This is a genomic window from Actinokineospora enzanensis DSM 44649, from assembly GCF_000374445.1.
GTDB lineage: Bacteria > Actinomycetota > Actinomycetes > Mycobacteriales > Pseudonocardiaceae > Actinokineospora > Actinokineospora enzanensis.
Genome location: NZ_KB894419.1, coordinates 93,592 through 118,704 on the forward strand (window position 1 = coordinate 93,592; position 25,113 = coordinate 118,704).

At 70.1% G+C, this 25,113-nt stretch carries 27 protein-coding genes and 1 pseudogene; 18 read left to right on the plus strand and 10 right to left on the minus strand.

The window, feature by feature from the left end:
- Positions 1 to 170 precede the first annotated feature (170 nt).
- From sigE to tatB, 4 genes are all read left to right on the plus strand, one after another.
- Positions 171 to 809: an RNA polymerase sigma factor SigE gene (sigE, locus tag C503_RS0120220; protein ID WP_425393530.1), complete on the plus strand. Its 639-nt coding sequence runs from the start codon at positions 171 to 173 to the stop codon at positions 807 to 809.
- 43 nt (positions 810 to 852) lie between these two features.
- Positions 853 to 1,461: a zf-HC2 domain-containing protein gene (locus C503_RS42705; protein ID WP_018684042.1), complete on the plus strand. Its 609-nt coding sequence runs from the start codon at positions 853 to 855 to the stop codon at positions 1,459 to 1,461.
- Positions 1,462 to 1,741: 280 nt separating this feature from the next.
- Entirely contained in the window at positions 1,742 to 3,286 is a 1,545-nt protein-coding gene (locus tag C503_RS0120230) for a S1C family serine protease (protein WP_018684043.1), read from the plus strand.
- Positions 3,287 to 3,330: 44 nt separating this feature from the next.
- Positions 3,331 to 3,741 (plus strand): Sec-independent protein translocase protein TatB, encoded by a 411-nt coding sequence (gene tatB / locus C503_RS0120235; RefSeq protein WP_018684044.1) that lies wholly within the window; start codon positions 3,331 to 3,333, stop codon positions 3,739 to 3,741.
- 196 nt (positions 3,742 to 3,937) lie between these two features.
- On the opposite strand, the gene C503_RS0120240 is transcribed toward tatB, so the two are convergent.
- Entirely contained in the window at positions 3,938 to 5,083 is a 1,146-nt protein-coding gene (locus C503_RS0120240; protein ID WP_018684045.1) for an Mrp/NBP35 family ATP-binding protein, read from the minus strand.
- Between the two features lie 146 nt (positions 5,084 to 5,229).
- On the opposite strand from C503_RS0120240, the gene C503_RS0120245 reads away from it, so the two are divergent.
- The gene (locus C503_RS0120245; protein ID WP_018684046.1) at positions 5,230 to 5,682 is read left to right on the plus strand and encodes a MarR family winged helix-turn-helix transcriptional regulator; all 453 of its coding nucleotides are present in this window, start codon (positions 5,230 to 5,232) and stop codon (positions 5,680 to 5,682) included.
- Positions 5,683 to 5,833: 151 nt separating this feature from the next.
- Here C503_RS0120245 and C503_RS0120250 read toward each other — a convergent pair whose 3' ends face one another.
- Genes C503_RS0120250 through C503_RS0120260 form a run of 3 tightly spaced genes read right to left on the minus strand, consistent with a single transcriptional unit; the run spans position 5,834 to position 8,619 of the window.
- Positions 5,834 to 6,391, minus strand: a complete 558-nt coding sequence (locus C503_RS0120250; RefSeq protein WP_018684047.1) for a DUF1003 domain-containing protein — start codon at positions 6,389 to 6,391, stop codon at positions 5,834 to 5,836.
- On the minus strand, positions 6,384 to 7,658 hold the full coding sequence (locus tag C503_RS0120255; protein WP_018684048.1) for a magnesium transporter MgtE N-terminal domain-containing protein: 1,275 nt from the start codon (positions 7,656 to 7,658) through the stop codon (positions 6,384 to 6,386). Before C503_RS0120255 ends, C503_RS0120250 begins: the two co-directional genes overlap by 8 nt.
- A 46-nt stretch (positions 7,659 to 7,704) precedes the next feature.
- The gene (locus tag C503_RS0120260) at positions 7,705 to 8,619 is read right to left on the minus strand and encodes an ArsR/SmtB family transcription factor (protein WP_245572539.1); all 915 of its coding nucleotides are present in this window, start codon (positions 8,617 to 8,619) and stop codon (positions 7,705 to 7,707) included.
- 339 nt (positions 8,620 to 8,958) lie between these two features.
- Between C503_RS0120260 and C503_RS0120265 the strand changes: the two genes are divergently transcribed.
- The 13 genes from C503_RS0120265 (at position 8,959) to C503_RS0120325 (ending at position 20,104) form a co-directional block, all read left to right on the plus strand.
- Entirely contained in the window at positions 8,959 to 10,023 is a 1,065-nt protein-coding gene (locus tag C503_RS0120265) for an HpcH/HpaI aldolase/citrate lyase family protein (RefSeq protein WP_026316514.1), read from the plus strand.
- A complete protein-coding gene (locus C503_RS0120270; protein ID WP_018684051.1) occupies positions 10,016 to 10,873 on the plus strand; it encodes an HpcH/HpaI aldolase/citrate lyase family protein in 858 nt (285 codons plus the stop codon). Before C503_RS0120265 ends, C503_RS0120270 begins: the two co-directional genes overlap by 8 nt.
- Before the next feature lie 58 nt (positions 10,874 to 10,931).
- Positions 10,932 to 12,047 (plus strand): AAA family ATPase, encoded by a 1,116-nt coding sequence (locus tag C503_RS0120275; RefSeq protein WP_018684052.1) that lies wholly within the window; start codon positions 10,932 to 10,934, stop codon positions 12,045 to 12,047.
- Positions 12,040 to 12,702 (plus strand): DUF4276 family protein, encoded by a 663-nt coding sequence (locus tag C503_RS0120280; protein WP_033400845.1) that lies wholly within the window; start codon positions 12,040 to 12,042, stop codon positions 12,700 to 12,702. Before C503_RS0120275 ends, C503_RS0120280 begins: the two co-directional genes overlap by 8 nt.
- 18 nt (positions 12,703 to 12,720) lie before the next feature.
- The gene (locus C503_RS0120285; RefSeq protein ID WP_018684054.1) at positions 12,721 to 12,996 is read left to right on the plus strand and encodes a hypothetical protein; all 276 of its coding nucleotides are present in this window, start codon (positions 12,721 to 12,723) and stop codon (positions 12,994 to 12,996) included.
- Between the two features lie 156 nt (positions 12,997 to 13,152).
- Positions 13,153 to 13,338 carry a hypothetical protein gene (locus C503_RS0120290; protein WP_156893350.1) on the plus strand — a complete coding sequence of 62 codons (186 nt, stop codon included), beginning with the start codon at positions 13,153 to 13,155 and terminating at the stop codon, positions 13,336 to 13,338.
- A gap of 92 nt (positions 13,339 to 13,430) precedes the next feature.
- Positions 13,431 to 14,627, plus strand: a complete 1,197-nt coding sequence (locus tag C503_RS0120295; protein ID WP_018684056.1) for an acyl-CoA dehydrogenase family protein — start codon at positions 13,431 to 13,433, stop codon at positions 14,625 to 14,627.
- A 51-nt stretch (positions 14,628 to 14,678) separates the two neighbouring features.
- On the plus strand, positions 14,679 to 15,206 hold the full coding sequence (locus C503_RS0120300) for a YflT domain-containing protein (RefSeq protein ID WP_018684057.1): 528 nt from the start codon (positions 14,679 to 14,681) through the stop codon (positions 15,204 to 15,206).
- A 170-nt stretch (positions 15,207 to 15,376) separates the two neighbouring features.
- On the plus strand, positions 15,377 to 16,654 hold the full coding sequence (locus tag C503_RS0120305; protein WP_051114880.1) for an ABC transporter substrate-binding protein: 1,278 nt from the start codon (positions 15,377 to 15,379) through the stop codon (positions 16,652 to 16,654).
- Entirely contained in the window at positions 16,651 to 17,577 is a 927-nt protein-coding gene (locus C503_RS0120310; RefSeq protein ID WP_018684059.1) for a carbohydrate ABC transporter permease, read from the plus strand. The genes C503_RS0120305 and C503_RS0120310 overlap by 4 nt, the downstream gene beginning before the upstream one ends.
- The gene (locus tag C503_RS0120315; protein WP_018684060.1) at positions 17,577 to 18,422 is read left to right on the plus strand and encodes a carbohydrate ABC transporter permease; all 846 of its coding nucleotides are present in this window, start codon (positions 17,577 to 17,579) and stop codon (positions 18,420 to 18,422) included. The genes C503_RS0120310 and C503_RS0120315 overlap by 1 nt, the downstream gene beginning before the upstream one ends.
- 3 nt (positions 18,423 to 18,425) lie before the next feature.
- Positions 18,426 to 19,607 (plus strand): ABC transporter ATP-binding protein, encoded by a 1,182-nt coding sequence (locus C503_RS0120320; protein ID WP_018684061.1) that lies wholly within the window; start codon positions 18,426 to 18,428, stop codon positions 19,605 to 19,607.
- 113 nt (positions 19,608 to 19,720) lie between these two features.
- Entirely contained in the window at positions 19,721 to 20,104 is a 384-nt protein-coding gene (locus C503_RS0120325; RefSeq protein WP_018684062.1) for a peptidase inhibitor family I36 protein, read from the plus strand.
- 197 nt (positions 20,105 to 20,301) lie between these two features.
- On the opposite strand, the pseudogene C503_RS47970 reads toward C503_RS0120325, so the two are convergent.
- The 6 genes and pseudogenes from C503_RS47970 to C503_RS0120350 form a co-directional block, all read right to left on the minus strand.
- A pseudogene (locus C503_RS47970) lies at positions 20,302 to 20,403 on the minus strand (hypothetical protein); the annotation flags it as partial.
- A 66-nt stretch (positions 20,404 to 20,469) separates the two neighbouring features.
- Positions 20,470 to 21,270 carry an ESX secretion-associated protein EspG gene (locus tag C503_RS0120330; RefSeq protein ID WP_018684063.1) on the minus strand — a complete coding sequence of 267 codons (801 nt, stop codon included), beginning with the start codon at positions 21,268 to 21,270 and terminating at the stop codon, positions 20,470 to 20,472.
- Positions 21,270 to 21,638, minus strand: a complete 369-nt coding sequence (locus C503_RS0120335) for a hypothetical protein (protein ID WP_018684064.1) — start codon at positions 21,636 to 21,638, stop codon at positions 21,270 to 21,272. The genes C503_RS0120330 and C503_RS0120335 overlap by 1 nt, the downstream gene beginning before the upstream one ends.
- Positions 21,639 to 21,750: 112 nt before the next feature.
- Positions 21,751 to 23,118 carry a WXG100 family type VII secretion target gene (locus C503_RS0120340; RefSeq protein WP_026316516.1) on the minus strand — a complete coding sequence of 456 codons (1,368 nt, stop codon included), beginning with the start codon at positions 23,116 to 23,118 and terminating at the stop codon, positions 21,751 to 21,753.
- 211 nt (positions 23,119 to 23,329) lie between these two features.
- Entirely contained in the window at positions 23,330 to 24,169 is an 840-nt protein-coding gene (locus C503_RS0120345) for an ESX secretion-associated protein EspG (protein WP_018684065.1), read from the minus strand.
- The gene (locus C503_RS0120350) at positions 24,166 to 24,888 is read right to left on the minus strand and encodes a hypothetical protein (RefSeq protein WP_169514569.1); all 723 of its coding nucleotides are present in this window, start codon (positions 24,886 to 24,888) and stop codon (positions 24,166 to 24,168) included. Before C503_RS0120350 ends, C503_RS0120345 begins: the two co-directional genes overlap by 4 nt.
- Positions 24,889 to 25,113 lie beyond the last annotated feature (225 nt).

Below are 25,113 nucleotides of genomic sequence, written 5' to 3' on the forward strand. Positions count from 1 at the left end.
GGAACGGAGGTTAGCCGCGCGCGTGGCCGAAACGGGTGAACCTGACCGGAAGGTCACCCCGTCGTTTTCTCAGGCTCATCTCAGCCGACTCTCACGGTCGCCATAGCCGCGTACCCCATCGTGGACGTCATCAAGGGGAGTTCGTGAAAGCGGGGAACACGGTGGGCCAGGTGCGCGTTGATCGGGTGAAGAGGCAGAACAGCTCGCAGGAGGAGCGTATCCCCACGATGAACCCCGGCACCAAGTACGGCAAGCCGGTGGATATCGACCCAGCCGAGTGGGCCATCCCCACCTGGGAAGAGGTCGTGCGCGAGCACGGCGACCGGGTGTACCGACTGGCCTACCGGCTCGCGGGCAACGCGCACGATGCCGAGGACCTGACCCAGGAGACCTTCATCCGGGTCTTCCGGTCGCTGACCGCGTACAAGCCCGGCACCTTCGAGGGCTGGCTGCACCGCATCACCACCAACCTGTTCCTCGACATGGTCCGCCGCCGCTCGCGGGTGCGGATGGAGGGCCTCCCGGAGGACACCGACCGGCTGGAGGGCGACGAGCCCAGCCCGGAGGTGGTCTACGAGGAGACCCATCTCGACCCCGACCTGCAGGCCTCGCTGGACGAGCTCCCGCCGGAGTTCCGCGCCGCAGTGGTGCTGTGCGATGTCGAGGGCCTGTCCTACGAGGAGATCGGCGCGACCCTCGGCGTGAAGCTGGGTACTGTGCGCAGCAGGATCCACCGGGGTCGCCAGGCCCTGCGAACTTCGCTGGAGCGGCGCCGGGCGCTCGCGCTCGCGCAGGAGGCATCGGCATGACACTGACCGCTGAGTACGTCCGCGTACGGCCGGAGGTCGACTCATGACGTTCGAACGCGCCCTCGGCCTGCCCGAGCAGCACCTGCTGCCCGACGCCGTGGTCGCCTTCGTCGACGGCGAACTGGGCCGCACCGCGCACGACCGCGTGGCCGCCCACCTGGCCGGGTGCCCGTGGTGCGCCGCCGAGATCACCACTCAGCGCCAGGCCCGCGCCGCCGTCCAAGCCGCCCACACCCCGACCATGCCCGCCGGTCTGCTGGCCGCGCTGTGCGCCATCCCCCAGGAGACCGAGCTCCCGTCGACCCCCGATGGCCTCGCGGTCACCGAGGACGGCCAGCTCGTCGCCATCCAGCGCCCGGACCGCGCCGCCTTCGGCAGCACCCCGCCGCTGGGCTCGTCAGCCAAGCTCGGCGAGGGCCGCGTCGTCCTGGGCAAACGCAACCGCCGCGCCGCCCAGGGCGCGGGTGTCGTGGTCTCCGGCCTGGTCCTTGGCGCGCTTGCCCTGGTCAACACCACCGGCGCCACCCCGGACACCTCGACCCCGCCCGCCCCGTTCACCGGCGGCGACGTCCACCCGGCGGGCTTCACGGGTCACACCGCGTCGACCCAGCCGATCCCGTCCCCCAGCTTCGGCCTCTTCGCCGCCCGCTGACCCAAGCCCTTTCCCACACGTGAAGGCCACCAGCCCCCGCGGCGGTGGCCTTCATGCTGTCCGGGTTCCTTTCCGGTGGTGCCACCACCAACGAAGATCACCCTCCGGACCCTGGGCTGAGCGCACCACTAGCTCGGGACGAGTGCCGCGTCCGGCTCGCCAGACCTGGTCGGACGCGGAGGCGATGTCCCGGTGGTCGGCCGTGTCCCCCGATCCGGTGAGTCGCCGACGCGGGGGTCCGCACGCGCACTTCACCGGGGGTTTGGCACTGTGGAGCTTGATGAACGAGAACCTCGACGCCACCCCGGCGTCCTCGGGTGATGGGGCGCGGAACGGGGTCGTGCCCGGTGGTGTGGAGCAGCGGTTGGGGCCGCGGCCGTTGGAGCGGCCCGCGGTGGATCCCGGCTCGGCGGCCGCGTTCGGCAGGCCGTCCGGGGTGAGCGGTGCGTTCTCACCGTCGGCTGCCGCGCGGCCGGTGCTCGGTGAGCTGCGGTCCGTGCCGCCGACGCCGGAGGCGTTGGCGAGTGCGTTCGGCAGGCCGGTCGGGGAGAACACGCTGTTGCAGCGGCCGCCCGGGGCGGTGGCCAGCGATCTGGACGTCGAGGAAGCGCTGTGGACCCAGGACGCCGACCCGTGGCGGGATCCGGCGGCGGGCGCGGTGATCGGCCCGCCCGCGGTGGAGCGCACCGAGGACGGTGACGGCAAGGACGCGGCCGCCCGGGTCGGACCGCAGCTAAGCGTGACGGACGTGCTGTTCGGCAGGCGCGTCAAGCCGGTCGCGCTGGGCATCCTCGGACTGGTCGCGCTGCTCGTCGGTGCCGCGGGCGGCCTGGTCGGCTGGTTTGTCGCGCGCGGTGGGCAGGGCCTGACCAGCGACGTCACCCTGGCCTCGGTCGAGGCGGGCAAGGAGCGCCCGGCCGGGTCGGTGGCCGATATCGCCAAGCGGGTGCGGCCCGCGGTGGTGTCGATCGAGGTGAAGATCGCCCAGGGTGGCGGCACCGGGTCCGGCATCGTCATCGACCGGGCGGGCTACATCGTCACCAACTGGCACGTGGTCACCCTGGAGGGCCGCGCCGACGCGTCCGCGAAGATCACCGCGGTGTTCACCGACGGCAACCGGGTGGACGCCAAGCTGGTCGGCACCGACCCGAAGACCGACCTGGCGGTGATCAAGGTCGAGGTGAACAACCCGACCGTCATGCAGTTCGGCAACTCCGACGACCTGCAGGTCGGCGACACCGTGCTGGCCATCGGCTCACCGCTCGGCCTGACCGACACGGTCACCGAGGGCATCGTCAGCGCCCTGCACCGGCCGGTCGTGGCGGGCGGCGACAACGGCGAGGCGCCGATCACCTACGACGCCATCCAGACCGACGCCGCGGTCAACCAGGGCAACTCGGGCGGCCCGCTGGTCGACTCGACCGGCGCGTTGGTCGGCATCAACTCGGCCATCCGCAGCAGCGCGGGCAACACCGGCAGCGTCGGCCTCGGCTTCGCCATCCCGTCCAACGACGCCAAGCGCATCGCCGAGACGATCATCCGGGACGGCAAGGTCAAGCACGCCGATCTGGGCGCCAACGTCAAATCGGTCTCCGCGGACACCGCGGAGGGCGCCCAGGTGGTGAACGTCACCGACGGCGGCGCCGCGGCCAAGGCGGGCATCGTCGAGGGCGACGTCATCCGCAAGCTCGGCGACCGGCAGGTCCGCAACGCCGCGGAGCTCACCGTGGCGGTCCGCCAGCACCAACCGGGCCAATCCGTTCCCGTTGTACTCGCCCGTCAGGGCCGAGAGTTGAAAATTGATGTGACCCTGCAGTCGGACTGAGCGGCTACGCTGGTGGCCAGAGGCGTCGTTCGGAGGTATCTGGGGTGTTCGAAAGCATCGGCTGGTCCGAGATCCTCGTGCTCGCCGTGGCCGGGTTGTTCATCCTCGGCCCCGAGCGCCTGCCCTCGGCGGCGGCCTGGGTCGGCCGCAACATCCGCAAGGTCCGCGAGTTCGCCTCCGGCGCCCGCGACCAGCTCAAGGGCGAGCTTGGCCCGGACTTCGACGAGCTCCGCAAACCTCTGCAAGACCTCCAGCGCCTGCGCAGCTTCGACCCCAAGCAGATAGTCGCCAACCAGCTCTTCGGCGACGACACCAACGGCACGAAGCAGAACGGCTTCTCGGCCACCGCCCAGCCGTCGATCCCGCCCGTGCCGCCCGCCTCGCCCGCGGTCAAGCCGGACCCGCCGAAGCCCACCTCCGGCGAGCGCCCCCAGATCGACCCGGACGCCACCTGACGCTGTTCGATTTTTCCCGCCACCCGCCCCCGCATCCCCGCCCGGCATCGTCCCCGGCTTGGCGACCACGCTGCTGCCAGGGCACCGGGAGCGTCGCGGGACGGCACCACGGATCTGTGCACGTGACCGATGCCCGCCCCACCTCGGGGCGGGCATCGCCATCTCCGCCGTGAAGTCCGCGGGACAGCCAGGAGGGTCAGCGTCCGGCCGGGCTCACCGACAGCATCCGTCCGGCCAAGCCCCGCGCTCGCACCGACAGTTTCGTCGCGACCTCGGTCAGCACCCGGGCCGCCGCAGTCTCCGGCCCGGACTTCACCAGCGGCGCCCCAGCGTCCCCACCCTCACGCAACCGCGGGTCCAACGGCACCTGCCCAAGCAACGGCACCGAAGACCCCACCGCCCGCGACAGCGACTCCGCCACCGTCTGACCGCCGCCCGCGCCGAACACGTCCATCCGCGAACCGTCCGGCAGTTCCAGCCACGACATGTTCTCGATGACCCCCGCCACCCGCTGCCGCGTCTGCAGCGCGATCGCCCCCGCGCGCTCGGCGACCTCCGCCGCCGCCTGCTGCGGGGTGGTGACCACCAGGATCTCCGCGTTCGGGATCAGCTGGGCCACCGAGATGGCGATGTCGCCGGTGCCGGGCGGCAGGTCGAGCAGCAGCACGTCCAGGTCGCCCCAGAACACGTCGGCGAGGAACTGCTGGAGGGCGCGGTGCAGCATCGGGCCGCGCCAGACGACCGGGGTGTTGCCGGGGGTGAACATGCCGATGGAGATGACCTTCACGCCGTGCGCCTGGGGCGGCAGGATCATCTTCTCGACCTTGGTGGGCTTCTCGGTCGCGCCGAGCATGCGCGGGATCGAGTGGCCGTAGATGTCGGCGTCGACGATGCCGACCTTGACGCCGCGGGCGGCCATGGCGACCGCCAGGTTGACCGTGACGCTGGACTTGCCGACGCCGCCCTTGCCGGAGGCGACGCAGTACACGCGGGTGAGCGAGCCGGGTTCGGCGAACGGGATGCGCGGTTCCTCGGCGTCGCCGCGCAGGGACTTGCGCAGGGCGGTGCGCTGCTCGTCGTTCATCACGTCCAGCTCGACGCGCACATCGATGACCCCGGGCAGCGCGACCACCGCGGCGGTCACATCACGGGTGATCTTGTCCCGGAGCGGACAGCCCGCGACCGTGAGATAGATGGCGACATCGACGCGGCCGTCCGGGTGCACGGTCACGTCCTTGACCATGCCGAGGTCGGTGATCGGCCGGTGGATCTCCGGGTCCTGCACACCCGCCAGTGCCGCGCGGACGGCCTCGACGCCGGGAACCTGATCGGTGGTGGTCACCTGTCCATGCTACGGGCGGGTAGTGGTCACCCGGTCGAGTGGGACAGGAAGCACAGTCATTGTCAAGGGCAACAAGGGTGCTGTTCTGTCCGCCTACCGGGTTCCGTAGCATTGTCCTCCTGTTTTCGGGCCTCGAAGGAGGAACCTTGACCGTGCCGGACCAGTCCGCCCGGCCCACCCGAGAAGAACTGCAGGCGTGGCGCGCGTTTTTGCGGGCGCACGCCCGGATTACCCGCTCGCTGGAGGCCGAACTGGTGGCCGAGCAGCGGCTTTCGCTCGGTGGGTACGACGTGCTCGTCCAACTCGCCGAAGCTCCGGAACGCAAATTGCGAATGGCAGAACTCGCCGACGCCGTGCTGCTGTCCCGCTCCGGCGTGACCCGCCTGGTCGACCGGCTCGAACGGGCCGGAATGGTGGCCAGGGAACGGGTCGCGGGCGATGGTCGCGGGGTGGTCGCCACCCTCACCGACCAGGGCCTCGACGTGCTGCGGATCGCCTCCACCACACACTTGGCCGGGGTCGTGCGGCACTTCGTGGCGCGGCTGGGGGCTGATCAGCTGCGGTACCTCGGCGACCTTTGCGATCAGCTCGTGGACTAGGCGTTTCCCCGGCCGCGTGTCCGAATTCTCCCGCTCGTGAGTGATACCTACTCACTCGTTCGATATCGCGAGTCGTCGTCGGGCAAGATCCACGCCGACGGCATTGTCGAGAATGGCCCGCGGCTGGGTTAACGGTGGGAACCCAGGCTGGTCAGACGGGTTTGTCCAGCTGATTGGCCGGGACGTCATCCCAGCGTGGATCCTCGCGCAGGGATTTCGCCGCCGGGCGGGATTTGCCGCGCTTACCGCGCAGGTCGCCGCGTAGTTTGTCCAGTTCGCCGCGCAGGTAGTCGCGGGTGGCGACCTCGCCGACGGCCAGCCGCAGCGCGGCCAGCTCGCGGGCCAGGAACTCGGTGTCGGCCTTGGTCTGCGCGGCGCGGGCGCGGTCCTCCTCCAGCGACACCCGGTCCCGGTCGTCCTGTCGGTTCTGCGCGAGCAGGATCAACGGCGCCGCGTACGCCGCCTGCGTGGAGAACGCCAGGTTGAGCAGGATGAACGGGTACGGGTCCCAGCGCAGGGTCACCGCGACCAGGTTGACCGTGATCCACGCGACCACGATCATGGTCTGCCAGAACAGGAACTTGCCGGTGCCCAGGAACCGGGCCAGCCGCTCGGAGAAGCGGCCGAACGCGTCCGGGTCGATGGCGAAGCGCAGCCCGCGTGGCCTGCGCGGTTGGTCGAGGCGCCTGCGCGCGGTGGGTTCAGGCACGGCGGGCTTCCTCCGCGACCGGGTCGATGTGCGGCTCGCGTTCCCGCCAGCCCTCGGGCAGCAGGTGGTCGAGCACGTCGTCCACGGTGATCGCGCCCAGCAGGTGGTCCTCGTCGTCCACCACCGGCGCGCACACCAGGTTGTAGGTGGCGAAGTAGCGGGTGACCTCGACCAGCGAGTCGGTCGGCCGCAGGCTCGCCAGCTTCTTGTCCACCGCGCCCGCCACCAGGTCGAACGGCGGCTCGCGGAGCAACCGCTGGATGTGCACGCAGCCCAGGTAGCGGCCGGTCGGGGTGGCGGTCGGCGGGCGGCAGACGAACACCATGCTGGCCAGCGCGGGCGTCAGGTCCGGGTTGCGCACCCTGGCCAGCGCCTCGGCGATCGGCGCGTCCGGGGTGAGCACGATCGGCTCGGGCGTCATCAGGCCGCCAGCGGTGTCGTACGAGTACTCCAGCAGCCGCCTGACCGGCGCGGACTCCTCCGGCTCCATCAGCTCCAACAGCCGGTTCTTGTCCATTTCGGACAGTTCGGCGAGCAGGTCGGCGGCGTCGTCCGGGTCCATCGCCTCCAGCACGTCGGCGGCCCGCTCCTCGTCCAGGTGCGCCAGCAGCTCCTTCTGGTCGTCCTCGGGCAGCTCCTCGATGACGTCCGCCAGCCGCTCGTCGTCCAGCGCGTCGGCCACCTCGTAGCGGCGCTTGAGCGGCAGGTCCTGCAACGCGCTGGCCACGTCCGCGGCCCGCATGGTGTCGAACACGGCCAACAGCTGGTGCGCGGCCTGCGGCTGCCCGGTCAGCTCGGTGATCCCCGGCGCCCGGATCTCCGACCAGGTCAGCACCTGGATCGGCCCGCGCCTGCCGAGCCTGCCGGTGCGCTCGCGGATCGCCACCCGCCCCAGCACCCAGTCCCGCGTCCTGGTCGGCTCCATCGCGGTGTCGACCACCACCGCCTGCGCCCCGGAGGCCACCACCTCAACCCGCGCGTCCAGCAGCTGCCCGACCACCAGCACCTCGTTCGGCCGCTGGTGGAAGTGCCGCAGGTTGACCGACCCGGTGGCCAGCATGATCGCGTTCGGCTCGATCCCGGCCACCCGCAGCATCGGCACGAAGATCCGCCGCCGGGTTGCCAGCTCGATGACGACGCCAAGCACCCGCGGCGGGGCGCCGTCCACCCGCAGGCCCGCGACCAGGTCCCGGATGCGCCCGATCGACTCGCCGTCCGGGCCGAACACGGGCAGGCCGAGCAACTGTGCCACGAAGATCTTGCCCATGCCCGCCACGTCGGTCAGGCTAGCCGCACTCCCGCGAGCGCACCCGTCAACTGTGACCGGCGCGCTGGTAGAGCACGGCCCGCTTGTCGCGGGTCCGGGTGACCAGGCCGTTGTCGTGCAGCACGGACAGGTGGTAGGAGACGGTGCCCACCGCCAGACCGTGCCGCCTGCCCAGCTCGGTGGTCGTCCGCGGCACCTCCAGGTCACGCAGCAGCGCGGCGCGCGTGGGTCCGAGCAGACGGGCGACCGCGGCCGGGTCGCCGCCGCGCGGGACGCCGAGACCGTTCGCCGGGAAGTACACGGCGGCGTCGTCGGCCAGCTGCACCAGGCACACGGGCCAGGACAGCGCGGAGGGCACCAGGACCAGGTTCGCCGGGTGCGTCTCGACCTCCATGTCGCTCTTCTGGATGCGCAGCGCCGCACCGTCCCAGTCGAGCCTGCTGTTGAGGCTGCCCAGCATCGAGCCGAGCCCGCTCGTCGCCATCACCTGCGCCTTGGCGGACAGATCCGCGTGCAAGCGCTCGCGCAGCCCCGACCAGCTGTCGGCCATCGCCGCCGACCAGAACCGCACCAGCCCCGACGTCACCCGCGCGACGAACGTGCCCGACTCGACCGCGTCCAGCACCTCCGGCGTCGTCCGCGACATCGCGGCCACCTGGGCCGCGGCCTGCTCCGGCGCCGTGGCCGCGACCTGCTCCAACTGGGTCTCCCACAACCGCTCGGGCGCGGCGGACGGCGGAGTGGGGGTGAGCAGGTCGAGCAGGTTGCCGGTGGGCGTGGGCAGGGTCCCGGCGACCAACCGCACATCCCGGTCCTTCAACGCGAACCGCGCGGCGGCCCCGGGGTCACCGAAGATCGGATGCGTCCGGCCGTAGACGGTGACCTGCAACCAGGCCAACGCCTCGCACACCGGGGACACCGCCAGCCGGACCCGGGCCAGGGCAGCGGAGTCCAGGTGCATCTTGATCACACGATCGACAGTAGCCCTGGATTCGAACCGACTCGAAACGTTTCGGTTCCCGGATCGCGTGCGGTGAGCTTGACCTCGTCGGGGGGAAACTGGGGGTGACGGCCGGGGCGCGCGAGCCCCGGCCGTCTTCCATCCGCCCACAGGAGGTGTGCGGCGTCGCGCCCTGATCAGCATCGTCGCGTCTGTCCGATGTGGAGCGACGGGGACCGGGAAGCGTCGCCGATGTGGTGTTGCGCAGGCCACAGTGGCGTGGTCGGGGGTGACATGGTCGACTACAACCCCGGAGAGGGTTACCGGCGAGTTAACCCCGACCGCCGATCGGAGGACGCGTTGCGCTCACCCAAGGACTTCTTCCGGCCGTTGGCGGTCGGCGCCCCGGAGCCGGTGCGGGAGATCCCGTTCCGACCATCGCGGATGATCCACTTCTTCGACCCGGGGAACGAGAAGATGGCCGCCAAGGTGCCGGAGCTGGTGGGGCGGGCCGATGTGGTGCTCGGCAACCTGGAGGACGCCATCCGGGCCGACCACAAGGAGCGGGCGCGGGCCGGGCTGGTGCGGATCGCGCGGGCCACCGAGTTCGGTGACACCCAGCTGTGGACGCGGGTCAACAGCCTGGACTCGCCGTGGGTGCTGGATGACCTGATCACGTTGGTCACCGAGATCGGCGACAAGCTGGACGTGATCATGGTGCCGAAGGTCGAAGGCGCCGAGGACATCCACTACGTCGACCGACTGCTCGCCCAGTTGGAGGCGCGCGCCGGGCTGAGCAGGCCGATCCTGGTGCACGCGCTGTTGGAGACCGCGAGCGGCGTGGCCGACGTCGAGCAGATCGCGATGGCGAGCCCGCGTATGCAGGGCATCTCGCTCGGGCCCGCCGACCTCGCCGCGAGCAGGCGGATGAAGACGACCCGGGTCGGTGGCGGCCATCCCGGCTACCTCGTGCGCACCGACCCCACCGGCGACGACCTGACCGCCGGGCGCGCCACGTACCAACAGGACCTCTGGCACTACACCGTCGCCCGCATGGTCGACGCCTGCGCGGCCGCCGGGATCCTGCCGTACTACGGGCCGTTCGGCGACATCGCCGACGTCGTGGCCTGCGAGGACCAGTTCCGCAACGCCTTCCTGCTCGGCTGCGTCGGCGCGTGGAGCCTGCACCCGAGGCAGATCGACATCGCCCGCCGGGTCTTCTCCCCGGACCCGGCCGAGGTCGCCTGGGCCCGTCGGGTCATCGCGGCGATGGGGGACGGCACCGGCGCGGTGATGATCGACGGGAAGATGCAGGACGACGCCACCGTCAAACAGTGCCGCGTGGTGGCCGAACTGGCCGACGCGCTCGCCGCCCGCGACCCGGAACTCGCCCGCGCCTACGCCCAGGAGTCCCCCGATGCCTGACCCGCGCCCCCGCCGCTCCGTGCTGTACATGCCGGGCGCCAACGAACGCGCGTTGGAGAAGGCGAAAACCCTCGACGCCGACGCGTTGATCCTCGACCTGGAGGACTCCGTCGCCCCGGACAGCAAGGCGGAGGGCCGCGCCCGCGTGTGCGCCGTCGTCGAATCCGGCGCGTATGGCCGCCGCGAGGTCGCCATCCGCGTCAACGGCCTGGACACGGAATGGTTCACGGCCGACATCCACGCCGCGGCCGCCGCCCGCCCGGACGCGGTGGTGGTCCCCAAGGTCGACTCCGCCGCCGACGTCCACCGCATCGAGTCGGCACTGGGCGACGGCCCGTCGGCCATCTGGGCCATGCTGGAAACCCCGACCGCCATGCTGCACGCCCACGAGATCGCGTCAGCCTCGGACCGGCTGACCGTGCTGGTGTTGGGCACCAACGACCTGGCAAAGGAGCTGCACGCCGAGTTCATCCCCGGCCGCGCACCCCTGCTGACCAGCCTCTCCCTCGCCCTCCTCGGCGCCAGAGCCGCGGGCAAGGTGATCCTCGACGGCGTCTACAACGACGTGAAGGACCTGGACGGCTTCGCCGAGGAATGCACCCAGGCCCGCCAGTTCGGCTTCGACGGCAAGACGTTGATCCACCCGAGCCAACTGGAGCCGTGCAACCGCATCTTCGCCCCGTCGGCCGCGGAGATCGCCCACGCGGAGAAGGTGATCGCCGCGTTCGACGAGGCCATGGCGGCGGGACGGGGGGTGGCCACGGTGGACGGCCGCATGATCGAAAACCTGCACGTGGCCAACGCCCGCCGCATCCTGGCCGTCGCCGCCGCCATTGCGGACCGAGATTGATTGGGTTCGCAACGATGAGTATGCGCGCAGGGTAGGTACTCACCGTAGAGTTGGCCGCATGGTCAACCAGGTGTTGAGTGAGATCGAGGTGGAGGGTTACACCTCGATCTCTCGCGCCCGGGTTGATCTGCGCGAACTGAATGTGTTCGTCGGTGCCAACGGCGCGGGCAAGAGCAACTTCGTCGGAGTACTGGAACTCGTCGGCCGGATCGTGGACCAGGAACTCGGCTTTCACGTCGGGGTCAATGGGGGAGCATCGGCCCTGCTTGACCGTGTGCTGACCACCGGACGAATCCGGGTCGGACTGGCGGGCGGGCGCAACGCCTACGAGGCAGTGCTGGTGCCCGCCGCCAACGATGAACTGATCTTCGAACGCGAAGTCGTGTCCTACCAGGGCGAGGGGCTGGATCAGCCGTTTACCCAGGGTTTGGGCAGCGGCCATCGGGAGAGCAGGCTGGCAGCGCTAGCGGAACAGGGCGGACCCGTCTCCTACGTCCTCGGTCTGCTGCGTGGATGTCGTGTCTTCCATTTTCACGACACCAGTCGGGATGCCCCGGTCAAGCAACTCAGTCCAATCGCCGACAACCTGGGGTTGCGCGGCGACGCGGGCAACCTCGCCGCCGTGCTCCTGGCAATGCGCGACAGCCCCGATGCGGCAGCCCGCTCGGCGTACCGGCGAGTCGGTGCCGTGGTGCGTCAAGTCGCGCCCTTCTTCCGTGACTTCGTCCTGGTGCCGGACCACGACCACGTCCTGCTCCGCTGGCGCCAAACCGACTCCGACGTCGTGTTCTCCGCGAACCAGCTCTCCGACGGAACGCTGCGGTTCATCTGCCTGGCCACGTTGCTGCTACAGCCGACCCTGCCGGGGCTGGTCGTGTTGGACGAGCCGGAGTTGGGGCTGCACCCGTACGCGATCGTCCAGTTGGCTGGCTTGCTCCGACAGGCGAGCACCAGAGCCCAGGTTCTGCTCGCAACCCAATCGGTGACCCTGATGAACCAATTCGGCGTGGACGACCTGGTCATCGTCGAGCGACGCGGCGGTAGCTCGGTGTTCACTCGCCCGGACCCCGCTGACCTGGCCGCTTGGCTGGATGAGTACTCCCTCGGAGAACTCTGGGAGAAGAACATCCTGGGCGGCAGGCCGGGGCCCGCGGGAAGTGGCCCGCGTGCCTGAGTACCGGCGCCTGCATCTGCTGGTCGAGGGACAGACCGAGGAGACTGTGGTCCGGGATCTCCTGGAACCGCACCTGCGCCAGGCGGGATGGGTCACCACCTGGTCGATCGTCATCACCAAGCGACCGGCCGGTGGCCCGGCGTATCGGGGTGGGGTCGCCGGTTGGCGGAAGGTCGAGGGTGACATCCGGCGGTTGCTGGGCGATTCGAGCCTTACGGTGCTGACTACGGTGATCGACTACTACGGTTTGCCCGCGGCGTGGCCCGGCATGGATTCCAGGCCCAACGGCTCAGCTCACGACCGCGTCGACCATGTCGAGGCGGCCATGGCTGCCGTCATCGATGACCGAAGGTTCCTGCCCAACCTGGTACTGCACGAGTTCGAGGCGTGGGTGTTCGCCGCCGCGCGGCAACTGGGCGAACTGCGTGAGGATCCCGCTCTCGCGGAGCGCCTGTGCCAGGATTCTGTTGCCGCAGGCGGGCCGGAGCTGGTCAACGAACGTCCTGAGACCGCACCGTCGAAGCGATTGCTTCGGTACTGCCCCGACTACGCCAAGACGCTCGATGGACCGTTGGTCGTCAGTGAGCTGGGATTGGTGGAGTTGCGGGAATCGTGTCCTCATGTGCACCGCTGGCTCACCCGGCTGGATGCCTAGCTCTGGGACAATGCCAGTGTGTGGTGGGTCTTGGTGGAGCGGCTTGGCGAGCATTGGACGATTGTCGAGTCGCACAAGACGGATGGGCGGCAGGCGGCGGATGAGTTGGCCAGGCGGCTGGCGCGGGAGTTCAAGCCGCGGATGATGATGCGGGTGCAGCAGCGGTCGATCTGGCGGGCAGGCGAGGATGGGTACTTCATCCAGGTCGACGGTCTGGTCGGGACCGACTACTTCCGGGTGCTCGTCGCCGAGTTGGTCGAGCGGCTGGACGGGCGGGGGAACCCGGTCTCTTGACGCGGTTGTTAACCGTCGTGTGATCTCCGGGTTCGGCTACCGACAGCAAGCATCGCAGGTCAGCGACGTGACAACGCGTGCAAGGTTGCCGTGACATAACGCACAGATCACGGCGGAGACTTGCTCGTGACCATCGGTGTGGGGTGCCCTAGGGGCATGGGTAGACACAGCCTTCCTAGCGAGTCGCGCGGCGTCCTGGGCATTCTGGTCGGGCGGCGGCGGCAGCGGGACGACCTGTTCGACCGGAGTTTCCGTCCCTGTGGCGACTGCGGGGCCGATGTGTACGTGCTGGCCGAGGGCTGTAAGGACTGCGGTTCCAGCCTTGAGCTCAAGGTCGGCTGACCTGGGGGAGTGGCCCAGCCCACTTCCTGGCGCGAACGAACGTTAACCACGGGATACTGGCCGGTAACCACCGCCGTCCCCGAGGAGTTCGCATGGCTCGCCTCGCGCAGACCGCCGGACTGACCGACATCCAGCGGGAGATCCTGGCCACGGTCAAGGACTTCGTGGACAAGGAGATCATCCCGCACGCGCAGGCCCTCGAACACGCGGACGAGTACCCCGCCGACATCGTCGCGGGCATGCGGGACATGGGCCTGTTCGGGCTCACCATCCCAGAGGAGTACGGCGGGCTCGGCGAGTCCCTGCTCACCTACGCCCTGGTCGTCGAGCAGATCGCGCGCGGCTGGATGAGTGTCTCCGGGGTCATCAACACCCACTTCATCGTCGCCCACATGATCCGCCAGCACGGCACCGACGCGCAGAAGCAGCACTACCTCCCCAAGATGGCCACCGGCGAGATCCGCGGCTCGTTCTCCATGTCCGAACCCGATCTCGGTTCCGACGTCGCCGCCATCAAGACCCGCGCGCGCCAGGACGGCGACGATTTCACCATCGACGGTGCCAAGATGTGGCTCACCAACGGCGGCAGCTCCAACCTCATCGCGCTGCTCGCCCGTACCGACGACGGCGCGCCCAAGCCGTATCAGAACCTGACCGCGTTCCTCATCGACAAGCCCGAGGGGTTCGGCGAGGTCGCGCCCGGCCTCACCATCCCCGGCAAGATCGAGAAGATGGGGTACAAGGGCGTCGACACGACCGAGGCCGTGTTCACCGGGCACGTCGTCGGCCGGGGCAAGGTGCTGGGCGGGGCGACCGGCCGGGGCTTCGCGCAGATGATGGACGGTGTCGAGGTCGGCCGGGTCAACGTCGCCGCGCGCGCCTGCGGGATCGCGATCCGCGCGTTCGAGCTCGCAGCCGACTACGCGCAGCAGCGCCGGACGTTCGGCAAGCCGATCGTCGAGCACCAGGCGATCGCGTTCAAGCTCGCCGAGATGGCCACCAAGGTCGAGGCCGCGCACCTGATGATGGTCAACGCCGCCCGGCTCAAGGACTCCGGCGAGCGCAACGATGTCGCCGCGGGCATGGCCAAGCTGCTGGCCAGCGAGTACTGCGCGGAGGTGACCCAGGAGGCGTTCCGCATCCACGGCGGCTACGGCTACTCCAAGGAGTACGAGATCGAGCGGCTGATGCGCGAGGCGCCGTTCCTGCTCATCGGCGAGGGCACCAGCGAGATCCAGAAGACGATCATCTCCCGCGGCCTGCTGCGGGACTACCGCACCCGGGGCTGACAGGAACAGTCGGGTTCGCACCGTTCCTCCGGGGTTGGCAGGATGGTACGCATGACCGGTGCGTTCTCCGGCCCTGGACGAGCGAACCAGGGTCTACCCAAGGTCCCCACCCCGCCGACGGGGTGGCCGATCGGCTCGTACGCCACCTACCAGGAGGCCCACCGCGCGGTGGAGCACCTCGCGACGAACGAGTTCCCCGTCGAGGAGGTGACCATCGTCGGCGTGGACCTCATGCTGGTCGAGCGTGTCATCGGGCGGCTGAGCTGGCCGAAGGTGCTGGGCACCGGCGCGCTGTCCGGTGCCTGGTTCGGCCTGTTCGTTGGGCTGCTGCTCGGGCTGTTCAACCAGCAGCAGGCCTCGTTCGGCCCGATCCTGGTCGGGCTCGGCATCGGTGTGGTGTTCGGGCTGGTGTTCGCCGCCGTCGGCTACGCCAGCACGCGCGGCCGCGGCCGGGAGATCGCGTCGGCGACCCAGCTGGTGGCGGGCCGGTACGACGTGCTGGCCCAGCCGCGCAACGCCGAGCGGGCCCGTGACCTGCTGGCCAAGCTGGCCCTGCGGCCGAACAGCGGTATCGAATAACCCCTACGCCCGCCCCTACCGGAATTGCGGCACCTGATCATCGGGAATAGTTTCAGGGAACCCCCACGTGGGTAACGAGGTACCCACGTGTCGGTGCACGCCGAGGTGCTTGGGGTCGCTTGTGGGCGAATAGCCGCCACCCGGCGTGACCGTCGGAAGGAGGCTGGGCGATGAGGTTTGCTCATCGGGTTCCGGGCCGCCGAGGACGACGCCTCCGAGTGGCGCTGTGCGCCGCGCTGGTCGCGTCCCCGCTGGTGGCGGCCTGTGGTTCGGACGATGGCGGGATCACCGTCAACGTCTACTACTCCATCGAGGAGAACTTCGACAAGGTCATCGCGAACTGCGCGGACGCCGCGCACGGTCGGTACAAGGTGGCGTTCACCGCGCTGCCCCGAGACGCGGACGACCAGCGCGAGCAGATGGTGCGCAGGCTGGCCGCGGGCGACAGCGACATGGACATCCTCGGGCTGGACGTGACCTGGGTGGCCGAGTTCGCGCAGGCAGGCTGGATCGCCGAGTGGACGGGCCAGGACAAGGCGGATATCGAACAGGGCACGCTGGCGGGTCCGCTCACCACCGCGCGGTGGCAGGGCAAGTTGTTCGCGGCGCCGAAGAACACCAACGTCCAGTTGCTCTGGTACCGCAGCGACGTTGTACCGACGCCTCCGAAGACGTGGTCGGAGATGTTGGACATGGCCGCTCGGCTCAAGGCCGAGCACAAGCCGGCGACCGTACTGATGACCGGCGCCCAGTACGAGGGCCTGGTCGTGCAGTTCAGCACGCTGACCGCGGGCGCGGGCGGCAAGATCCTGTCCGACGACGGCAGCAAGGCGGTCGTGGACGACGGCGCGGTACGCGCGTTGCAGGCGCTGCGGGACGTGGCGACGTCACCCGCGGTGAGCCCGTCGTTGTCCAACGCCAAGGAGGACAACATCCGCCAGGAGTTCGAGAAGGGCAACGCCGCCTTCGAGCTGAACTGGCCGTTCGTGTACGCCTCGATGGGCAAGTCCAACCCGGAGCTGGCGAAGGTGTTCAAGTGGGCGCCCTACCCCGCGCTGGACGCGAACAAGACCGGCACCTCGACCATCGGCGGTTATGACCTCGCGGTGAGCACGTACTCGCAGCACAAGCCGGAGGCGTTCGAGGTCGCGAAGTGCTTGCGCAGTGCGGAGAACCAGAAGTACTCCGCGATCAACTCGGGAGTTCCCCCGACCATCGAGTCGGTGTACCACGACCCGGAGATGGCCGAGCCGTACCCGATGCGGGACGCCATCCTGACCGAGCTGAAGAGCGCGGCGGTCCGGCCGGTGACCCCGGTCTACCAGAACGTGTCCACATTGGTCTCCGCGATCCTCTCGCCGCCGTCCGGCATCGACCCGCCGAAGACAGCCGAACGGCTGCGCACGGAGCTGCAGGACGCCCTCGACTCGAAGGGAGTTCTGCCGTGAGCGAAGCAGTCGACACACCCCGCGCGGCCGTGAAAGGGGCGAGTGACGGCAAGAAAGCCGAGCGCCGCCTGGCGTTCTGGCTGTGCGCGCCTGCCGCGCTGGTGATGCTGGCCGTCACCGGGTACCCGATCATCTACTCGATCTGGCTGTCCCTGCAGCGCTACGACCTCCGCTTCCCCAGCCAGCACGAGTTCGTCGGCCTGGACAACTACATCACCGTGCTGACCAACTCCTACTGGTGGACCGCGTTCGGCGTGACCGCGTTCATCACCATCGTGTCGGTGGTCATCGAGCTGGTACTGGGCATGGCGCTCGCGCTGATCATGCACCGCACGCTGGTGGCGCGCGGTCTGATCAGGACGGTCGCGCTCATCCCGTACGGCATCGTCACAGTGGTGGCCGCGTTCTCCTGGCGCTACGCCTGGGACGCCAACACCGGCTACCTGTCCCAGCTGTTCGACCCGGACGGCGCCCCGCTGACCCAGCGGGCGTCCGCGCTGACGATCATCATCGCGGCCGAGGTGTGGAAGACCGTGCCGTTCATGGCCCTGCTGCTGATGGCCGGGCTGGCGCTGGTGCCGGAGGACCTGCTCAAGGCCGCGTCCATGGACGGCGCGACGGCCTGGCAGCGGTTCACCAAGGTGATGCTGCCGGTGATGAAACCGGCCATCCTGGTGGCCCTGCTGTTCCGCACGCTGGACGCGTTCCGGGTGTTCGACAACATCTTCGTGCTCACCAGCGGCGCGCAGGAGACCGGCTCGGTGTCCATGCAGACCTACAACAACCTGATCAAGGGCCTGAACCTGGGCATCGGATCGACCATGTCCGTGCTGATCTTCCTCGCGGTGGCGCTGATCGCGTTCATCTTCGTCAAGGTATTCGGTGCGGCCGCGCCGGGTAACTCCGACAACGGGAGGCGATGATGGCCGTCATCGGCACCAAGGCGCCGGGCGGCCTGAAGGCCCGCTGGACGCTCATCGACATCATCGTGGTGGTCTACGCGCTCGTACCGGTGCTGTGGATCCTGTCGCTGTCGTTCAAGACCAAGGACACGCTCGCCGACCGGAACTTCTTCCCGCGCGAGTGGACCTGGCAGAACTACATCGACATCTTCAACACCAGCGAGTTCCTGCGCGCGCTGCTGAACTCCATCGGCATCGCGGTGATCGCCACCGTCATCGCGGTCGTGCTGGGCACCATGGCGGCCTACGCCATCGCCCGGCTGGACTTCCCCGGCAAGCGCCTGCTGGTGGGCGTGTCGCTGCTGATCGCGATGTTCCCGCAGGTGTCGCTGGTGACGCCGCTGTTCGAGATGGAGCGGTCGCTTGGCCTGTTCGACACCTGGCCCGGCCTGATCCTGCCGTACATCACGTTCGCGCTGCCGCTGGCCATCTACACGCTGTCGGCATTCTTCCGGGAGATCCCGTGGGAGCTGGAGAAGGCGGCGAAGATGGACGGCGCGACGCCCGCGCAGGCGTTCCGCCGGGTCATCGCGCCGCTGGCCGCGCCGGGCGTGTTCACCACGGCCATCCTGGTGTTCATCTTCTGCTGGAACGACTTCCTGTTCGCCATCTCGCTGACCTCCACGACCGCGTCCCGGACCGTGCCAGCCGCGCTGTCGTTCTTCCAGGGCTCCTCGCGGTTCGAGGACCCGACCGGGACCGTGTCCGCCGCCGCCGTGGTGATCACGATCCCGATCATCCTGTTCGTGTTGTTCTTCCAGCGTCGCATCGTCGCGGGGCTGACCTCGGGTGCGGTGAAGGGCTGAGCCATGGCTGAGATCGTGTTGGACAAGGTCACCAAGCGGTACCCGGACGGCGCGCTCGCGGTGTCCGAGGTGGACATCCGGATCGCGGACGGCGAGTTCGTCATCCTGGTCGGCCCCTCCGGCTGCGGGAAGTCCACGACGCTGAACATGATCGCCGGGCTGGAGGACATCACCGAGGGCGAGCTGCGCATCGACGGGGAGCGAGTCAACGAGCGCGCCCCCAAGGACCGCGACATCGCCATGGTCTTCCAGTCGTACGCCCTCTACCCGCACATGAGCGTCCGCGAGAACATGGCCTTCCCGCTGCGGCTGGCCAAGGTGGACAAGGAGACGGTCCGGCAGAAGGTGGAGGAGGCCGCGCGCATCCTCGACCTGACCCAGCACCTGGACCGCAAACCCGGCAACCTGTCCGGCGGCCAGCGTCAGCGGGTGGCGATGGGCCGCGCGATCGTGCGCGACCCCAAGGCGTTCCTGATGGACGAGCCACTGTCCAATTTGGATGCCAAGCTGCGCGTGCAGATGCGGACCTCCGTGGCCAAGCTGCAGAAACGACTCGGCACGACCACCGTCTACGTCACCCACGACCAGACCGAGGCGATGACACTCGGCGACCGCGTAGTGGTCATGCGGGGCGGACTGGTGCAGCAGATCGGCTCGCCGCAGTCCCTCTACGAGCAGCCTGCGAACCTGTTCGTGGCGGGGTTCATCGGCTCTCCGTCGATGAACTTCCTGCCCGCCACCCTCGCGGACGGCCACCTGCACACGCCATTGGGCGACTTCCCCCTCACGGACCGCGTCCGTCGACTCGCGGAGACCGCCAACGCCCCGCGCGAGCTGATCATGGGTCTGCGCCCGGAGCACTTCGAGGACGCGGGACTGCTGGACGACGCGGAGAAGGCCAGGGGCGGGACGTTCACGGCGTCGGTGGACGTCCTGGAGTCCATGGGGTCGGACAAGTACGCGTACTTCACGGTCGAGGGCGAGACGGCCACCTCGGCGGAGCTGGAGGAGCTGGCGGCCGAGTCCGGTTCGACGGAGATGACGGACAACGGCTCGCAGGTCGTCACCCGACTGTCCGCCGCGTCGGGTGCCCGGATCGGCTCCGACCTCACGGTGTGGTTCGATCCGGACAAGATCCATCTGTTCGACCCGCAGGACGGGCGCACGCTGACATACAGCTCGTAGCGGGTCTGTCAATGGGCTGTGGATAACTTTCTGCGGGAGTTGCCCCTCCTCTGTCACCTTGTTCCCGCGCGGCGCTCCACCGGGGAGCGCCGCCGGGAGCAAGGAGTTCCGCCATGCGAAAGAAGACCTTCCTCGCCCTGCTGCTCGCCTTGGCGTCGGCGCTCGGCCTGTCATCCACTCCGGCCTCGGCTGGTACCGGCCTGGATTCGGCTGGAGCAGGCCTGTGCGAGCAGGGGGAGCTGTGCCTGTGGGAGGCCGATGGCTTCCGGGGCTCCGTCGACCGCCTGACCCTCGCGGATACCGTGCCGGGGGAGTGCGTTGTCCTAGCCGGTGATACGCGGTCGTTCGCGAACCTGATGAGCCGGGATGTGACGGTCTACCAGTCGGAAGAGTGTTCGACCGAGGGCGACTTCACGACATATCCGGGTAGTGGGACGTGGGTGCCGAGGGCGCCGTTTCTGGTGAGGGCGGTGCAGCTCTGGCCCATCACTGAGTGATCTCTCCCCGTCCCCATCGGCCCTCGCGGCACCATCGCACCTTGACAACTCCATAGTGGTCGGCTGGCGGATTCGCCAAGCAAGGAAGCCCAGCCCGGGTCAGGGCCGGAGCCAGCGGTCGAACCAGGCACGGGTCCGGCGCAGGAGGTCGAGCTGGTGCCTGCGTTCCCGGATCGAGTGCCCCTCTCTCGGATAGATCAGGCGGCCATGAACCAGCCGTGGCCCCCGCCTGCGATGCCGAGCCGATCGGGGTCGGCGATGCCCTCGGTGACGAGCAGGTCGATGCCGGTCAGGATGTCGGTCCACTCCGCTTGACCAACCCTGCCCGCGACGCGGGCGGCGAAGTCGTGGCCGGTGTCGGATCGCTAGCGGATCCGTGCGGCCAGTCCGCGTAGTTCCGCGTATAGCTCGTCGAGGCCGAGTGGGTTCACGCTCATCCACCCGTCGTCGATGACGGCCAGGCGGTAGCGGCCGCGGTCGGTGTCGAGCCAGCGGAGTTCCTCGCTCGCTCGGTGCCACTGGTCCTCGCTGTCGTCCCGGCGGGCGACGCCGCACTGGCCGTTTCCGAGTACCGGTTGCAGGTGCGAGACCATCCGCCGCACGGCTCGATCGTCGATGCCGTGCGACCGCACCAGATCCTCGACCTCGGCCGCGCTCATCGGTGCCGGGTGGCGGGCCAGCATCACCTGGAACGCCTCCTCCAACGGCCGCAGCGGCACGCTGAACGGGGCGGTTAGGGGCATCTCGGCGGGTGGGATCAGGTGGGCGAGGCAGCCGATGGCGTCGTCCAGGGTCGCCGCCCACATGCGCACCATGCGGTGCTGGTCGGTGGTGTCCTGGCTGACCAGCAGGGCCTCGTCCGCGCTGGTCAGCACGGCCACCCGGGTCGTGCCGGAGTCCTTGTTGAGCACCAGGTCCAGCACCCCGGTGCCGGACCGCAGCAGGTAGACGAACTCCTCGGCGACGTCCAGCGGGCCGTTCTCGTCCGCAAGACCGCGCTCCATCAGCTCCTGCGAGGCGGCCTGGTACAGCACGCCGCGCTCGACGTCGGAGGTGGCGGGCACACCGACCTCGATCGGGAACGGGGCCTGCACCTCCGCGAACGTGCAGAGCAGGTCCACCTCGATCGGGTGCAGCACGACGCCGGGGATCGTCGGGTTCGCCATCAGGGGTTGCGGTACCGCTCGGCGGCGTTCTCGTCGCTGCCCTGGTAGCCCGCGGCGGAGCGCTCGGCGCTGGCGACGAACTCCTGCATCCGCTGCAACGCCGTCTCCAGCTGGCCCTTCAACCCGGCCTCACCGGCCAGCCGGTCGGCGAACTTCGCCGACAGCTCCTGGCCGACCGGGCTGGTGCCCAGCATCGGCAGGTAGGCGGGCGAGGTCAGCTCGGCGACCTCGGCGAAGATCGCGTCCAGGTCGGCCCGCACCTCCTCGACGGCGGCGGCGAACTCGCGCACCTGCTCGGGTTCCACCTGCCAGCCTGCCCCGCTCCCGGCGCTCGGGGCGGGTGCGGCGTTCGGGTCGTCGACGTACATTCCGGCATCTCTCCTTCTTCGCCGATCAGCTGACGGCGATCCCAAGCCTGGTCGCGGTCCCCGGCACCGAAGTCCACATCAGACGGTCGGCCCGACCGGTGACGGATATCCGTTACAGGCCGATGACGGGCGGGGCGGCGGTGAGGTCCGAGGTGGTGAACGGGTCGTCCTCCAGCGGCACGCGCCGACGGTGCTCGCCGTCCTCCTCCTCGTCGCGGGCGCCGGGTGGCACGCCGTAGCCGTTGCGGCCGCGGCCGTTCGGGTCGTTGAAGCCGTTCGCACGGCCGAAACGGCTCGCGCCACGGCGGCCGTCGCGGCCAAGGCCGGAGCCGGGACCGCCCGCGCCGCCGAAACCGGAGCCGCGGCCCGCGCCACCGCGGGAGCGGCCGCCGTCGGCGCCGACGCGGCCCGCGCCGAAACCGGAGCCGGGGGCGCCGAGACGACCGGCGGCCGGACCGCCGCGGCCCGCGCCGAACGGGAAGCCGCCGAGGCCGAGGTTCGCCGCGTTCGGGCCGTTCAGGCCAGGGTTCAGGCCGTTCGAGCCGAACCCGCCGGGCAGCTGGCCACCCGGGCCGAAGTTGGTAAGACCGCGCCAGCGGCCCTCCCAGCCGGAGTCGAAGCCCGGCGCGAACGACGGGGTGGTGCCCTGGCTGGGCGCGCCCGGGTAGCTCGTCGGCGGGGGTGGCGGTGGGGTCAGCCGCGGGTCGTGCGGGGTCGGCGGCAGGGTGACGCCGGGGCCGGGGACGCCGGTGCGCGGCGGCGTGGGCTGGATCGGGGTGCGGCCGGGGTCGACCCCGTCGGACGGGGTGCCGAAGCGCGGGGTGCTGCCGTCGATGCCGAGCACGGCCGTCTCGAAGCGCTGCATCGTCTGCACGGCCTTGCGCTTCATCTTCTTCTTGTTGCTGCCGAAGCCGAACGCGCTGGCGATGCCGCCGATCGCGGCGCCGAAGGCCGCGCCGACCGGGCCGCCGACCGCGAAGCCAGCGGCCGCGCCGCCGCCCGCGGTCGCCATGAACGGGCTGCTGGGCGAGCCGCCGGGCATGGTGCTCTGCGCCGAGCGCAGCGCGCCGCCCGCGTCCTGGATCGGTTCGGCCATCTGCTGGGCTGTGCCGCCGAGCTGGGACACCCAGGACGCGTTGCTCACCACGACCCGGGAGGCGTCCTCGGACGCGCTGCCGGACCAGAACTGCATGAGCCGCGACAGCGACCGCGACAGGTCCCGCGACGCCTGGCCCACCCGCTGGCCGTGCCGGGCCCACTCCTGGGCCAGCATGTCCAGCTGGGCGGCGTTCGCCTGGTCGCCGACCATGCGCTGCAGGGACTTCAACGAGTAGCCGTCCCAGTGCACGCCACCGGTCACATAGCTGTCGTCCACCTCGCGACCGCGTCGGTGGTCCTGCTCCTGCGCGGCCCGGGCGGCGGCCGCCCGCTCGACCTGCGCCGCGTACCGCTCCGCCAACCCCGCCAGACCGGCGATCATGCCCGTGCCCCTCCCTCGGCCCGGGATTCGCCGGGCTGGGTAGCTGCCTCGTATGGCTGCTCTGTCTTTGAACTGCTCTTTCCCGCCGCGTTCCCGCCTGCGCCCCCAGCGGACACGGTAACCGATAGCGCTGACGATTCGGGAGAAAACCCCGAGCGGACTGCCCCTCCGGACATCCGGCGCAACGTCCGCGCGGCCGGACGGCCCACGCCTACCACCGCAGCTCCGTGGCCATCGAGCGAAACTCGGCGCGCAGCTCGTCGCGGGTCAGCGGGTTGACGCTCATCCAGTCACCGGTCGACTCGCCCGCGAGCCGGAACCGGCCCCGCGCGGTGTCCAGCCAGCGCAGCTCGTCGGCGGCCCTGGTCCACTCGCCCGCATACCCACCGCGAACGGCCAGCCCTGCCTGGCCGTTGCCCAGCACCGGCTGCAGGTGCGTGCTCATCCGCCGCGCGGTCTGCTCGTCGATCCCGTTCGCGCGCAACAGCCGATCAATCTCGTCGGCACTGAACCGGCGCGGCGCACCATCCCGTTCGGTCGCGTTCTCAATTGTCCGGTGCACCTCGTCCAACCCGCGCCGAGGCAGGCTGAACGGCGCGACCAGGGCGGCGTCCAAAGGGGGCACCAGGGTGAGTAATCGCTCGACCGCGTCGTGCACGGACAGCGCCAACAGGTGCACGCGCGCGCCCGCCGTCCGGTCCTGACGCACCAACAGCGCGTCCTCGCGCAGTGCCAACACTACCGCCGCCCGCACCTGACCACGCCGGGCGACCAGCACGTCCAACGCCCCGGCCCCCTCACGCAGCAGGTGCACGAAATCCGCCGCCACCCCGCGCGGCCCCCGGTGATCGGCCAGCCCCCGCTGCACCAGATCGATCCGCGCCGACCGGAACGCCACCCGCCGGTCGCCCGCCACCCGCACCCGCAGCGGAAACGGCGGCGGCACCTCGGCGAACGTGCACAGCAGCTCGACCTCGGTCGGGTGCAGCCACGCCTCGACCCCACCCCGGTACACCGGGTCGGAGTCCAGGCCGGTCGGCAAGGGTGTCACCCGCCCACACCCTGGTCGTGCCGGGCGATGTCGTCCTGGTTGCCCTCGTCGACGTCCCGGTACCCGTCGCGGATCTTCTCCGCGCTCTCGATGAACTGGTCCATCCGGCGCATCGCCTCGGCCAGCAGCCCGCGCAGCCCGTTGGACCCGTTGAGCCGGTCGTCGAACTTCTTCGCCAGCTGCTGCCCGACCGGACTCGTCCCCAACTTGGGCGTGTGCGCGTCACCCTGCATCCGCTCCACCCGCGACTGCACGGCGGCGAGCCCGAACCGGGCGGAACTCACGGCCACGCTGAACCCGCGCAGCTTGTCCAGATCGACATCCCAGAAGCCGGTGGAGTTCGCGGGCTTCCCGTCGGCCGGGGCGGCCGTCGTCGGGTGCGCGGAGTCCGGCCGCGCCGCACTCGGATCGACACCGTCCGGAGTGGTCGCGTCCTTGCCGGGGCCCTGGTTGCCGGGATGCGCGCTGTCCGGGTGCGTGCCATCCGGACTGGTGACGTTCGGGTGGTCGTGCTTGTGGCTGGGGAAGGTGAAAGCGTCGTCGCCCTTGCCCGGGTGCCCGGCTTCGGGTCCGCCCGGGGTCGAGGTGATCGGTGTCCCCGGCTTGTTCGACCCACTGGACGACCCGGGACCGTGCCCGGGAACCGAGCTATGTGGACCGCTGTGCGGGTTCGGCACCGAGCCACCCACCCCGGGCTGCACCGCCGCATCCGGCGGCACCACACCACCGGGCGGCACGGGGGTGTTCGGCGGCGGGCTGCCCGCTCCCGGGTGCGTGGGAACGGTACCGACCCCGGGATCCGTCGACACCGGACCGGCGCCGGGGTGGTGCGGCGCGGGGACCGTTGACGGATCGGGCGCCTGGCCGGGAGCGTTGGCCACCGGGCCGGTGCCGGGCTGCGGCCCCGGGATCGTGGACGGGTCCGGTGTCGGCTGCTGGCCGGG